Below are 12,967 nucleotides of genomic sequence, written 5' to 3' on the forward strand. Positions count from 1 at the left end.
GGAGAAGTGATGGCACCGATCGGTCCCGAGGACCGCTGCCCCTGCCTGTCCGGGGAGCAGTACGGGCAGTGCTGCGGCCGCTTCCACGACGACACCGCCGACGCCCCCACGGCGGAGCAGTTGATGCGCTCGCGGTACGCCGCGTTCGCGGTCGGCGACGCCGACTACCTGCTGCGGACCTGGCATCCGAGCACCCGTCCGACGACCCTGGAGCTGGACCCGGATCTGGTGTGGCGACGCCTCGACGTGCTCCGCACCGCCGGCGGCGGGCTGCTCGACGACACCGGCACAGTCGAGTTCGTCGCCCACTACGCCGACCACGGCGAACGCGGATCCATGCGCGAGCACAGCCGATTCGTCCGGGAGCACGGACGGTGGTTCTACGTGGACGCGATGCCGTAGTTCGGCCGGCGCCCGGACACTTCCCCTCGACAGACAAGGACCGAGATGCGTTTCGGACTGTTCGTACCCCAGGGCTGGCGGCTCGATCTCGTCGGCATCGACCCGGCGGACCAGTGGCCGGTGATGCGTGATCTCGCGCTGCGGGCCGACCGCGGGCCGTGGGACTCGATCTGGGTCTACGACCATTTCCACACCGTGCCCGCGCCCACCGACGAGGCCACCCACGAGGCGTGGTCGCTGATGTCGGCGTTCGCCGCGGTCACCGAGCGCGTGCGCCTGGGCCAGATGTGCACCGCGATGAGCTACCGCAACCCCGCCTACCTCGCGAAGGTCGCCGCGACCGCCGACATCATCTCCGGCGGCCGCATCGAGATGGGCATCGGCGGCGGCTGGTACGAGCACGAGTGGCGCGCCTACGGCTACGGATTCCCGTCGGCGGGCGAGCGGCTCGGCCGCCTGGACGAGGGCGTGCAGATCCTCCGGCAGGCGTGGACCACCGGCACCGCGACGCTGGACGGCCGCCACTACCAGGTCGACGGCGCGATCGTGCGTCCACTTCCGCTGCAGGACGGCGGAATCCCGCTGTGGATCGCCGGTGGCGGCGAGAAGGTGACGTTGAAGATCGCCGCGAAGTACGCGCAGTACACGAACTTCGACGGCACCCCCGAGGGCTTCGCCCACAAGTCGCGGATCCTGCGCGAACACTGCGCCGACGTCGGCACCGACTTCGACGCGATCGTGCGGTCCGCGAACTACAACCTGGCGATCGGCCGCACCGAGGCCGAGGTGCGCGAGCGGCTCGACGCCGTGCGCGCCCGCCTCGCACCGGTCGTCGGGCCGGAGCGGGCCGACGCCTACCTCGACGCGTTCCGGGGCATGCCGGCGGTCGGCACCCCGGAGCAGATCGTCGAGAACCTCACCGCGCTGAAGAAGCAGGGCCTCGAGTACGCGATCTTCTACGTTCCCGAGGCCGCATACGACACGTCCGGTCTGGAACTGCTCGAGAAGGAGGTGCTCCCGCACCTGGCGTGAGTCGGCCGGCCCTGGCCCACCGCCGACGCCCCGAGTAACGTCCGCGACAAGGGGACCTTGTCGTGGACTGGTTCGATGCCGACCAATACTGGCTGGGGCGGCTGCTCTTCAAGGAGGCGCTGGCCGTCATCTACCTGTGCGCTTTCCTCGTCGCGGTCGACCAGTTCCGGCCGCTGATCGGGGACGGCGGCATCCTGCCGATCCGCCGGTTCCTCGCCGGGGCCCGCTGGCAGCGGTCGCCGAGCATCTTCCACCTGCACTACTCGGACCGGTTCTTCGCGGCCGCCGCGTGGACCGGGGTGGGATTGGCGGCGGCCGCGCTGCTGGGGTTGCTGGACCTGCTGCCGTTGCCGCTGTGCATGCTCGGGTGGCTGGCGCTGTGGGGCCTGTACCTGTCGATCGTCAACGTGGGGCAGGTCTGGTACGGGTTCGGGTGGGAATCACTGCTGCTCGAGGTGGGGCTGCTCGCGGTGTTCGTCGGCAACGCGCACACCGCGCCACCGCTGTTGACGCTGCTGCTGCTGCGCTGGCTGCTGTTCCGGCTCGAGTTCGGCGCCGGTCTGATCAAGATCCGCGGCGATCCGTGCTGGCGCGACCTGACCTGCCTGTACTACCACCACGAGACGCAGCCGATGCCCGGCCCGCTGAGCTGGCACTTCCACCGACTGCCCCGTCCGCTGCACAAGGTGGAGGTGGCGGGGAACCACGTCACCCAGCTGATCGTGCCGTTCTTCCTGTTCGTGCCGCAGCCGGTGGCGGGCGGGGCCGCCGCGATCATGATCGTGACCCAGCTGTGGCTGGTGGCGAGCGGCAACTTCGCGTGGCTCAACTGGCTCGCGATCGTGCTGGGGCTGTCGGTGCTGCCGAACGGGTTCTGGGAGGCGATTCTGCCGGTCGCGGCGCCGTCGGACATCGCCCCGGCACCGGTGTGGTTCGCGGTGATCGTCGTCGCGGTCACGATCGCCGTCGCGGCGCTGAGCTACCGTCCCGCACGCAACCTCTTCTCCAGCCACCAGATGATGAACGCGTCGTTCGATCCGTGGCACCTCGTGAACACGTACGGGGCGTTCGGGCACGTGACGAAGACGCGACGCGAGATCGTGCTCGAGGGGTGCCGCGACGAGTATCCGACGGCGGAGAGCGAATGGTCAGCGTACGAGTTCAAGGGCAAGCCGGGCGATCTGCGTCGCCGTCCCCACCAGTTCGCCCCGTATCACCTGCGGCTGGACTGGCTGATGTGGTTCGCCGCGATCTCCCCCGGCTACGCCACGGCGTGGTTCGGCGGGCTGGTCGAGCGCCTGCTCGACGGGGACACGGCGCTGTTGAAGCTGCTGCATCACAACCCGTTCCCGGACGCGCCGCCGGCGGTGATCCGGGCGCGGCTGTACCGCTACCGGTTCACCACCCGCGACGAACGCCGCGAGAGCGGCGCCTGGTGGGCCCGCACCCTCGAGGCCGAGTTCCTGCCGCCGGTGTCGCGGCGCGCGCCGCCGTAGTCTCGGACCACCGCCGCCGCTGGGCTCAGCTGCTGCTGCCGACGGATCCGGGAGACGGATCGACGGGGTAGGCCGCGACCTTCATGATCACCGAGCCTTCGCAGGGGCCGCTCGCGATGTCGGTGCGCCACGAGCCGACCAGCGTGCCGTCTCGTTGCGGGGTGTAGTACGCCACCGAGTGCGCCGGCGCCCACACCTTGGGCACGCCCTCGCCCTGCCAGCAGTCCCACTGCCAGTCGTAGGGATGGACCCAGCTCGTCCCGTCCCACGTGTATCGCGCCGGTTGCGGGAGGGTCGGGTTGGCCGGCTTGGGCCCGTCGATCACGGTCGCCACGCAGGTCCCGCCCGAACAACTCGTCTCGAACGTGTAGGTGTCGGCGAAGTCGGGCTCCCACTGCCGGGCCGCCAGACTCGTGCCGGTCTTGGTCGCCGCGAAGCGCTTGACCGAGTACTCCCCGGACCAGGATGGCTGCGGCGCGCCCACAGACGAGGCGGCGCCGGCGGGTGCGGCGCCGGCAACCAACCAGATAGCGATCAACGCGACTGCGGGCAGTGCTTTTCGCATGGGCGAATTGAAGCACGCGGCCCGGCCGGTCGGCTGACGATCACCGAATTGCCGTGATCCCGGTCAGCCGCCGACGTAGTCCGCGAGGTGCTTGCCGGTGAGCGTCGTTTGGTCGGCGACCAGGTCGGCAGGGGCGCCCTCGAAGACGATCCGGCCGCCGTCGTGACCCGCGCCGGGCCCGAGGTCGACGATCCAGTCGGCGTGCGCCATCACGGCCTGGTGATGCTCGATGACGATCACCGACTTGCCGGAGTCGACGAGACGGTCGAGCAGGCCGAGCAGGTTCTCCACGTCGGCGAGGTGCAGACCGGTGGTGGGCTCGTCGAGGATGTAGACGTCGCCCTTCTCCCCCATGTGGGTGGCCAGCTTGAGCCGCTGGCGCTCGCCGCCGGACAGCGTGGTGAGGGGCTGACCGATCTTGACGTACCCGAGCCCGACGTCCGCCAGCCGCGCCAGGATCTTGTGAGCTGCAGGGAGTTTCGCCTCGCCGGAGCCGAAGAACTCCTCGGCCTGCGCGACCGACATCCCGAGCACCTCGGCGATGTCCTTGCCGCCGAACGTGTAGTCGAGCACCTCGGCCTGGAAGCGCTTGCCCTCGCACACCTCACAGGGGGTCGAGACGCCGGCCATCATCGCCAGGTCGGAGTACACCACCCCGGCGCCGTTGCAGTTGGGGCACGCGCCCTCCGAGTTGGCGCTGAAGAGGCCGGGCTTGACGCCGTTGGCCTTGGCGAACGCCTTGCGGATCGGGTCGAGCAGCCCGGTGTAGGTGGCGGGGTTGCTGCGCCGCGAGCCCTTGATCGCGCCCTGGTCGATCGACACCACGCCGTCGCGCCTGGCCACCGACCCGCCGATCAGCGAGCTCTTGCCCGACCCAGCCACGCCGGTCACCACGACGAGCACGCCCAGCGGGATGTCGACGTCGACGCCGCGCAGGTTGTGGGTGTCGGCGCCGCGCACCTCCAGGGCTCCCGACGAGGTCCGCACCGACGGCTTGAGCGCCGCACGGTCGTCGAGGTGCTTGCCGGTGAGGGTGCCGCTGGTCCGGAGCTCGTCGACGGTGCCCTCGAAGACGATCTCGCCGCCCTCGGTGCCGGCGCGCGGGCCGAGGTCGACGACGTGGTCGGCGATCGCGATCGCCTCGGGCTTGTGCTCGACGACCAGCACCGTGTTGCCCTTGTCTCGCAGCTGCAGCAGCAGGTCGTTCATCCGCGCGATGTCGTGCGGGTGCAGGCCGATCGTCGGCTCGTCGAACACGTAGGTGACGTCGGTGAGAGACGACCCGAGGTGCCGGATCAGCTTGGTGCGCTGCGCCTCGCCGCCGGACAGCGTGCCCGCCGGGCGGTCGAGGCTGAGGTAGCCGAGCCCGATCTCGACGAACGAGTCGAGCGTCTCCCCCAGCGACTTCAGCAGCGGCGCCGCCGACGGCTCGTCGAGCCCGCGCACCCACTCGGCGAGATCGCTGATCTGCATGGCGCAGACGTCGGCGATGCTGACCCCGTCGATCTTCGACGACCGCGCCTCCGCGCTCAGCCGGGTGCCCTCGCAGTCGGGGCAGGTCTGGAAGGTGATCGCGCGGTCGACGAATGCCCGGATGTGCGGCTGCATCGCCTCGCGGTCCTTGGACAGGAACGACTTCTGGATCTTCGGGATCAGGCCCTCGTAGGTGACGTTGACGCCCTCGACCTTGACCTTGGTCGGCTCCTTGTAGAGCAGATCGTTGAGCTGCTTCTTGGTGAACTTGGCGATCGGCTTGTCGGGGTCGAAGAAGCCGCAGCCGCGGAAGATGCGGCCGTACCAACCGTCCATGCTGTAACCGGGGATGGTCAGCGCGCCCTCGTTGAGCGACTTGCTGTCGTCGTACAGCGCGGTCAGGTCGAAGTCCGAGACCCTGCCCATGCCCTCGCAGCGCGGGCACATGCCGCCGGTGATGCTGAAGCTGCGACGCTCCTTGACGGTCCGTCCGGCCTTCTCCACCGAGATCGCCCCCGCCCCGCTCACCGACGCGACGTTGAACGAGAAGGCCTGCGGCGAGCCGATGTGCGGCTTCCCGAGCCGGCTGAACAGGATGCGCAGCATCGCGTTGGCGTCGGTGGCGGTGCCGACCGTCGAGCGCGGATTCGCGCCCATGCGTTCCTGGTCGACGATGATCGCCGTCGTCAGCCCCTCGAGCACGTCGACGTCGGGGCGCGCCAGGGTGGGCATGAAGCCCTGCACGAACGCGCTGTAGGTCTCGTTGATCATCCGCTGCGACTCGGCCGCGATCGTGCTGAACACCAGGGAACTCTTGCCCGAGCCGGACACACCGGTGAACACCGTCAGCCGACGCTTCGGGATCTCGACGCTGACGTCCTTGAGGTTGTTCTCGCGTGCACCGTGCACGCGGATCAGGTCGTGACTGTCGGCGGCGTGCGGGGTATCCGTGCTCATCGGGTCTCCATCTGTGGCGGTGGCGGCGTGTGTGCAGGTGGGGGCTGTGGCCACCACGCTAGGTGCCGCCCGCGGCGGACGCTTCTCGATTCCTGACCGGTCTGGTGACCTGCTTCGTCACGCACGACGGCATCTCCGTCGCGGGCCGCTCCTGATCCCGGTAGACGCTGGGCGAGACGCCGACGAGCTCGGTGAAACGGGTGCTGAACGTGCCCAGCGACGAGCAGCCGACGGCGAAGCAGACCTCGGTCACGCTGAGATCGCCGCGCCGCAGCAGCGCCATCGCACGCTCGATGCGCCGCGTCATCAGGTAGGCGTACGGCGGCTCGCCGTACGCGAGCCGGAACTGCCGGCTGAGATGTCCGGCCGACATGTGCACGCCGCGGGCCAGCGCCTCGACGTCCAGCGGCTGCGCGTACTCCCGGTCGATCCGGTCGCGTACGCGGCGTAGCAGCGCCAGGTCGCGCAGGCGCTGCGCTTCGTCGGGTCTGCTGGTCACCTGCGAAATCGTGCCACAACTCGCGGTGGTAGCGCACGGTCTGCGGCGCGTGGTGTGCTCCCGACCGAGGAGTCGCTGCGCAGCTCGACGGCCGCGGAATCGCACTGCCGTCCAGCGCCTCGCGGGCGCCACCCGAACCCAAAACCTGTTCCCCCTCAGTCGATTCCGCCCAAGCGCCGTCGGCGGTCGAACTCCGAAAGCTGCCACCACGGTCGGCCTGGGCGCCACCCCTGCGTCCGATCCGCGGAATCCCGCGACTTCCGCCAAGGAATGGGCGCTCAGGCCGACGCGGTCACGTGCGCACGCGGTGCCGGAGAGCCCTACTCACGCTAATGGCAGTTAGCGCCATCACCGAATCGGGAAGCCACGGGGGCAATCTCGCCACCACGGCGCGTCGACGGCCCCGACTCGGACATGGCGACATTTCGTCACGGTGACAGTTATGGGACGCCCCGCCGGACATACGGAACTGTCGGTTCTACTCGGTAGGCTCACTCGACGGACACGAGAGGAGCACGGGTGTGAGTGAACAGGTCGACACGGTCGGTGTCGTGCCCGCTCTGCCTGCCGTTCCCGAACGCCCGGCGGCATCGACCGGGCCCGGGCTCGAACCTGCCGTCCCGGTGCTGTCCGCGTCCGCCGAGGCCCGGATCGTCGCCGCCCTCGAGCAGCGGCACTCTCCATCGACCGCCCGGAACTACCGCACGGACTGGGACAAGTTCCGCAGCTGGTGCGCGGAGCGCGGGCAGGTGCCGATGCCGGCGCACCCCCATACCGTCGCCGACTATCTCACCGAGCACGCCGAACAGCGCACCGGCACCGGGGAACGCCGGTACGCGACGAACACGCTCACCCGATGGGTGGCGTCGATCAACTACTGGCACCGAGCCTGCGCCCGCCCCGCGCCCGGGCAGGCTCAGATCGTCAAGGACACGCTGGCCGGCCTGCGTCGCACCTACGCCGCCGCCGGGGAGCGCCCGACCAAACGCGTCGCGCCACTACTGGGGGACGAGATCAGCTACATCCTCGCCACGATGCGTCAGAACGCGGAGACGTGGCAGGACCAACTGCGAGAACGCCGTGACTCGGCGGTCATCCTGATCGGATTCCTGGGTGCCTTCCGCCGCTCCGAGCTGTCCGGCCTGCAACTGCGCGACATCACCCTCCACCCCCAGGACGGGCTGCACATCCTGGTGCGTCGATCGAAGACCGACCAGGTCGGCGGCGGCATGGTCAAGGCCACCCCGTTCGCAGTCGGGCACCGCACCTGCCCGCCGTGCGTGTACCGACGGTGGCTCGATGTCGTCCTCGCTCACCATCGGGGTGGCCGCGCCGGTATCGCCCAGTTGCTCGGTGCCCCCGACACGTTCGGCACGCACATCTGCCACGTCCCCTATCCCGACCTCGTCCCCGACGTCGCGACATCGCCGGTGTTCCGGCCGCTGCGCGTGAACGGGAACATCGGTGACAGCGCCCTGACCGGGCAGGGAATCCACGGGGTGATCCGCCGCGCCGCCGCCGACGCCGGACTCTCCCCCGCCAAGATCGCGAATCTCGGCGGGCACTCCCTGCGCGCCGGGTTCGTCACCCAGGCGTTCCGCAATGGTGCCCAGGCCCACGAAGTCATGCGGCAGACCGGGCACAAGAACCCCGCCACCCTGGAAATCTATGCACGCGAACACAATCCCCTCACCGGGAACGCGGTCGCCGGCTTCGAGATCTGATCTACCGGGGCAAGGCCGGCCGGTGGCCGCACGGTGGGATGTCGCTCAGCGTTCCTCGCCGACCATCACGGCCACGCCCACGGTTCCGGCCCGTCCGCGACGCAGCAGACTGCCCTTGACCAGGAGCCATCCGAGGACGCGGTACTTGCGGATGATCTCCGCGCGGGTGTGCTCGGTGCCGGCGTCATCGAGGACGGCGGCGGTCGCGTCGATCTGCGGGCCCTTGGGGTTGCCGCGCGCGTCGCATGCGCCCACCGTGACTCGTGGCGTGTGACGGATCCGCTTGACCTTCCACGACTTCGTTTCGGTCCATATCAGCATTCGGTCGCCGTCCATCGCCGCCCAGACGGGGGTCGGCACTCCGGAACCATCCTTCCGGAACGTGGTCAGCAGAACGTACTTCGCGGCACCGATCTCGCTCAGCGTGACAGCCATGCATTCAATGTACGGGTCCTGCTGCCGATCGGATGAACGACGAATGAACATCTGTGCGGTTCCGGCGTTTTCATTTGAACGCTCGTCCATCCTCGGGTTTGCTGTGACATCGTGACCGAGATGAACCCGATCAACCGCCGCAGCTTCCTCGCGGGAGCCGGTATGGCTGCCGCCGCCGTCCCGATGATGACGATGGCGCCCACCGCCGCGGCCGCGGCGGCCCCGGCCCCGGGCAAGTTCGCGTTCCCCACGACGTCGAACATCCGGGTGCTAGTCACCGGCGACGCCGGCACCGGCACTCCTGCGCAGTGGGCGGTCGCCGACGCGATGCGCAAAGTGCACGCGGCCGAGCCGTTCGGCATGGCGCTCGGACTGGGCGACAACCTCTACGAGGCCGGACCGAACGGCGACCGGGACGCCCAGTTCGCCACCAAGTTCGAGGACCCGAACCACGGTCTGGACTTCCCGTGGGTGATGGCCCTCGGCAATCACGACAACACCGCCCTCTTCCCCGGTGACGGCGGCTGGCTGCTGCGCGGCAACGACGAGGTGGACTACCACGGGACCTCCCGCAAGTGGTGGATGCCCTACCGCTACTACTCGGTGCGGGTGCCCGAGGAGAACCCGATCGTCGAGTTCTTCGTCCTCGACCTCAACCCGGTCGCCGCCTATCTGCCTCCTCTGTTCGTGCCATACTGGGCGGCGGACGGACAGTTCATGAACGAGCAGCGGGCCTGGCTGGACGCGGCGATCGCTGCGTCCCCGGCGAAGTGGAAGATCACGTGCGCCCATCACCCGTACCTGAGCAACGGATCGCACGGTGACGCCGGCGAGTACGACGGGATCCCTCTCGAACCGATGAACGGGATCCACGCCAAGCGGTTCTACGAGGACCACGTCGTCGGGCGCTGCCAGTTCATCCTCTCGGGACACGACCACACGCTGCAGGTTCTCGAGCCGACCGTCGAATCCAAGGGCACCCGGCAGATCGTCTCGGGTGCGGCCGGCAAGGACAGCCACGGCAAGTCCACCCGACCCGACCGCGCGCACCTCTACCAGAACTTCGACGACCTCGGCTTCATGGTGATGGACCTGAGTGCGGACTCGGTGCGGCTGCGGACGTACACCGTCGACATCCCCACCGCCGAACCGAAGCTCGCGTTCGACCGCCGGCTATAGGCGCGTTACCCCCGGAGTTCGAAGACGGTGCGCGGCAGCTATTTCGCAGAGCTTGACGACCTCTACTGACGGCGCAAACGGAGCCGGCTGTAGGTGACGACTGCGAGCACGCAACTGATGAGCACCAGCATGGCGATGCTGAGCAGCCACCACGATCCGGTGTGCTGCCACAGCGTGTCCGGCTCGGTGCCGGTGGCATTCGTGGCCAGGTCCACCGTCGAGGCGGCGGCCGCGAACCCCCAACGTGACGGAAACAGCCACGCGACCTGTTCGAGCACGGCGCGTCCGGTGATCGTGATCAATCCTCCGCACATCACCAGCTGCGCCATGATCGTGACCACCAGCATCGGCAGCACCTGCTCACTCGAGCGCGCCACCGACGACAACGCCAATCCGACCACGACGCAGCAGCAGGTGGTGGCGGCGATGTCCAGGATCAGTTCGACGGAGCCCGAGGGGAGCACACTGCCGTGGCCCGGGAAACCCTTGCCCACGAAGACGATCAGCACCATGACCACCGACTGCACGATGCCGGCGGCGCAGAACACGACGATCTTCGCCGTCAGATACGCGGACGGCAGCAGCCCGGCGGCACGTTCGCGCTGATAGACCATGCGCTCACCGACCAGGTCGCGGATGGTCAGTGAACAGCCCATGAAGGCGGCGCCGAGAATCAGCACCACCAGGATCTGGGTGAGTTCGCCGGATACGTCGGCACCAGACGGCCCGAACCCGGTGTCGCCCGGCACGAGCAGGGCCAGGCCACCGAGCACGAAGGGAAGCAGCGACAGGAAGATCAGGTAGCCCCTGTCGGCGCGGATCAGCCGAACCTGGCGGCGGGCGACGGTGCTGAGCTGTTTGCGCCTCGAGGTGTGCGCGGGAGAGCCGAGCGGCCCGGGTGGGGTCGGTGGTGGCGCCTCCACCACCGGGCGGGTGGCACGGTACTCGGCGAACACCCCGTCCGGGTCGGATGCGACGCGGGCGAAGATGTCGGCCCAGTCGGTATGGCCGAGCGCGCTCCCGACTCGGTCGGGCGGTCCCACGTACGCGGTCTTGCCGCCGGGAGCGAGGAGCAGCACCTGATCGCACATCTCGAGGTACGACAGCGAATGCGTGACGATGACAACGACGCGGCCCGAATCGGCGAGGCCGCGCAAGGTCGCCATGATCTGTCGATCGAGCGCGGGGTCGAGACCCGAGGTCGGTTCGTCGAGGATGAGCAGGGAAGGGCCCGTGAGCAACTCCAGCGCGACCGATGCGCGTTTGCGTTGCCCGCCGGAGAGGCGATCGACGCGGGTGTCGGCGTGCTCGGTCAGTTGCAGTTCGTCGAGTACCCCTGCGATCACCACTTCACGGTCGGCCCGGGTGGTGTCCGGCGGCAGTCTCAGCTCCGCGGCGTAGCCGAGGGCCCTCCGGACGGTCAGCTGCCGATGGACGACGTCGTCCTGAGGGACCATGCCGATGCGGGAGCGCAGTACCGAATAGTCGGTGTGCACGCTGCGCCCTTCGAATTCGACGACGCCTTCCGTGGGGCCTTCCGAACCGGAGATGATCTTGGCGACCGTGGTCTTTCCCGCGCCGGAGGGCCCGATCACCGCGGTGAGACTGCCGGGTCCCGCCGTGAAGGTGACGTCTTCCAGTAGTCGCCGCCCACCTTCGATGGTGAGTCCGACGCCGTCCACGCGTAGACCGCCGGCGGTCGACGCTGTCGCCTGTCGTGGAACGAGACGGCCTTCCTGCACGCTGAAGTCGGTGTTGCCGATGGTGACGACGTCGCCGTCGGTCAGCCGTGCGCGCGTCACCCGGGCACCGCCGACGAACATTCCGTTGACGCTCCCCAAATCTTCGATTTCGAGGCCGGACGGCCCATTGTGGACTATCGCGTGACGGCGTGAGGCCAGCACATCCCGGACGACGATGTCGTTGTCGGGGGACCGTCCGATCGTGAGGGCTCCCGCCGGGATGGTCTCGCGCGGTGCCGCGGGCGGGGCGATCGAGGCCCCTACGTCGATCGTCGACTCGTCCCATCGACTGCCCACGTCCCGTCGCGTTGCGTCGGGATCTTCGATCGAGATCCGCACGGTGGGTCCCTCGACCGCGTCACCCAGGCGGACGAGGACGGTGTCCGTGACGGGTACCTTTTCTCGGCGCTCGCCGTCGACGTAGATCCCGTTCTTGCTGTCGGAGTCGACGAGCTGCCATCCCTCATCCCACCTGAGCCGCGCATGCTCGCGCGACACCACAGGATCGACGATCGTGATCTCCAACTGCGGATCCCGGCCGATGCGTACCGCTTTGCCCGCACTGTAGCTTGTGCGGCCGTTTTCGGTCTCGACCACGACCCGCGGGTACTCGCTTCCCGTCCAGTCGTCCATCGCCACGGCCTCCGGTCAGCATCAGGCGTAGAGCGTCGACTTCTCCATGGTCGCACGCCCCGGGATCCGTCGACAGAACGGTCACTCTCGTATCCACACGGCCGGCACGTGACCACGTCATGATGAGTTTCGTCGACGCGGGGAGTCTGTCTTCTCGTAACACCTCCTTCGAGAGCGGAGCATCACGTGAGTCAGCTGCTACGGGTCCAGAACTTCAACGTCTCGAGCGACGGCATCGCCTGCGGTAAGAACCAGACCTTCGAGAGTCCGTTCGGCCTCGACCCCGGTGCGATGTTCACCTGGGCGGGCGCGACGGCGAGCTGGCCCATGCGCACCGATCCCGGCGGCAGCCGCGGCCTGGACGACTACTTCACCCGCGACTTCTCCCGCAACATCGGCGCCGAGATCATGGGTCGCAACAAGTTCGGGCCGCAGCGCGGACCGTGGGAGGACCTGGAGTGGGAAGGCTGGTGGGGTGAGGAGCCGCCGTTCCACACGCCGGTGTTCGTCCTGACCCACCACTCCCGGCCGTCGATCACGCGCGGCGAGACCACGTTCCACTTCGTGGACGGCGACCCGGCAACGATCCTCGATCAGGCCAAGGACGCGGCGCAGGGCAAGGACGTCCGACTCGGCGGCGGGGTCACCACCATCCGGGAGTTCCTCGACGCCGACCTCGTCGACACCATGCACGTAGCCGTCTCCCCGATCACGTTCGGTACCGGCTTGCGCCTGTGGGAGAGCCCGGACGAACTGCTCGACCGATTCCATCTGGAAACAGTGCCCAGCCCGAGCGGCGTCACGCACCACCTGTTCTGGCGAAAGTAGCG

The 12,967-nt window shown here is 68.7% G+C and carries 11 protein-coding genes; 6 read left to right on the plus strand and 5 right to left on the minus strand.

Annotated elements, in window-relative coordinates:
• Positions 1 to 9 precede the first annotated feature (9 nt).
• The 3 genes from ABI214_RS01940 (at position 10) to ABI214_RS01950 (ending at position 2,930) form a co-directional block, all read left to right on the plus strand.
• Positions 10 to 402 (plus strand): YchJ family protein, encoded by a 393-nt coding sequence (locus ABI214_RS01940; RefSeq protein WP_348605611.1) that lies wholly within the window; start codon positions 10 to 12, stop codon positions 400 to 402.
• Positions 403 to 447: 45 nt separating this feature from the next.
• The gene (locus tag ABI214_RS01945) at positions 448 to 1,434 is read left to right on the plus strand and encodes an LLM class F420-dependent oxidoreductase (protein WP_348605613.1); all 987 of its coding nucleotides are present in this window, start codon (positions 448 to 450) and stop codon (positions 1,432 to 1,434) included.
• A gap of 62 nt (positions 1,435 to 1,496) precedes the next feature.
• Complete coding sequence (locus ABI214_RS01950) at positions 1,497 to 2,930, plus strand: lipase maturation factor family protein (protein WP_348605614.1); 1,434 nt, start codon at positions 1,497 to 1,499, stop codon at positions 2,928 to 2,930.
• A gap of 25 nt (positions 2,931 to 2,955) precedes the next feature.
• Here ABI214_RS01950 and ABI214_RS01955 read toward each other — a convergent pair whose 3' ends face one another.
• The 3 genes from ABI214_RS01955 to ABI214_RS01965 all read right to left on the minus strand — a co-directional run bounded on the left by ABI214_RS01955 (position 2,956) and on the right by ABI214_RS01965 (position 6,424).
• A complete protein-coding gene (locus tag ABI214_RS01955) occupies positions 2,956 to 3,495 on the minus strand; it encodes a hypothetical protein (RefSeq protein ID WP_348605616.1) in 540 nt (179 codons plus the stop codon).
• 63 nt (positions 3,496 to 3,558) lie between these two features.
• Positions 3,559 to 5,925 (minus strand): excinuclease ABC subunit UvrA, encoded by a 2,367-nt coding sequence (locus tag ABI214_RS01960; RefSeq protein WP_348605618.1) that lies wholly within the window; start codon positions 5,923 to 5,925, stop codon positions 3,559 to 3,561.
• Between the two features lie 58 nt (positions 5,926 to 5,983).
• Positions 5,984 to 6,424 (minus strand): helix-turn-helix transcriptional regulator, encoded by a 441-nt coding sequence (locus ABI214_RS01965; protein WP_348605620.1) that lies wholly within the window; start codon positions 6,422 to 6,424, stop codon positions 5,984 to 5,986.
• Between the two features lie 521 nt (positions 6,425 to 6,945).
• Here ABI214_RS01965 and ABI214_RS01970 point away from each other — a divergent pair.
• On the plus strand, positions 6,946 to 8,148 hold the full coding sequence (locus ABI214_RS01970) for a site-specific integrase (RefSeq protein ID WP_348605622.1): 1,203 nt from the start codon (positions 6,946 to 6,948) through the stop codon (positions 8,146 to 8,148).
• Between the two features lie 45 nt (positions 8,149 to 8,193).
• Here ABI214_RS01970 and ABI214_RS01975 read toward each other — a convergent pair whose 3' ends face one another.
• Positions 8,194 to 8,583: a PPOX class F420-dependent oxidoreductase gene (locus ABI214_RS01975; RefSeq protein WP_348605624.1), complete on the minus strand. Its 390-nt coding sequence runs from the start codon at positions 8,581 to 8,583 to the stop codon at positions 8,194 to 8,196.
• A 111-nt stretch (positions 8,584 to 8,694) separates the two neighbouring features.
• On the opposite strand from ABI214_RS01975, the gene ABI214_RS01980 reads away from it, so the two are divergent.
• Positions 8,695 to 9,762 (plus strand): metallophosphoesterase, encoded by a 1,068-nt coding sequence (locus ABI214_RS01980; protein ID WP_348605627.1) that lies wholly within the window; start codon positions 8,695 to 8,697, stop codon positions 9,760 to 9,762.
• 62 nt (positions 9,763 to 9,824) lie between these two features.
• Here ABI214_RS01980 and ABI214_RS01985 read toward each other — a convergent pair whose 3' ends face one another.
• Positions 9,825 to 12,137, minus strand: a complete 2,313-nt coding sequence (locus tag ABI214_RS01985; protein WP_348605629.1) for an FHA domain-containing protein — start codon at positions 12,135 to 12,137, stop codon at positions 9,825 to 9,827.
• 186 nt (positions 12,138 to 12,323) lie between these two features.
• On the opposite strand from ABI214_RS01985, the gene ABI214_RS01990 reads away from it, so the two are divergent.
• Entirely contained in the window at positions 12,324 to 12,965 is a 642-nt protein-coding gene (locus ABI214_RS01990) for a dihydrofolate reductase family protein (protein ID WP_348605631.1), read from the plus strand.
• The last annotated feature ends 2 nt before the right edge of the window (positions 12,966 to 12,967 follow it).

The sequence above is a fragment of the Prescottella soli genome (genome assembly GCF_040024445.1).
In the GTDB taxonomy this organism is placed as follows: Bacteria; Actinomycetota; Actinomycetes; order Mycobacteriales; family Mycobacteriaceae; genus Prescottella; species Prescottella soli.

Coding starts and splice junctions, on each gene's coding strand:
- ABI214_RS01940 (WP_348605611.1), top strand. CDS start 10: ATGGCACCGATCGGTCCCGAGGACCGCTGCCCCTGCCTGTCCGGGGAG.
- ABI214_RS01945 (WP_348605613.1), top strand. CDS start 448: ATGCGTTTCGGACTGTTCGTACCCCAGGGCTGGCGGCTCGATCTCGTC.
- ABI214_RS01955 (WP_348605616.1), bottom strand. CDS start 3,495: ATGCGAAAAGCACTGCCCGCAGTCGCGTTGATCGCTATCTGGTTGGTT.
- ABI214_RS01960 (WP_348605618.1), bottom strand. CDS start 5,925: ATGAGCACGGATACCCCGCACGCCGCCGACAGTCACGACCTGATCCGC.
- ABI214_RS01975 (WP_348605624.1), bottom strand. CDS start 8,583: ATGGCTGTCACGCTGAGCGAGATCGGTGCCGCGAAGTACGTTCTGCTG.
- ABI214_RS01985 (WP_348605629.1), bottom strand. CDS start 12,137: ATGGACGACTGGACGGGAAGCGAGTACCCGCGGGTCGTGGTCGAGACC.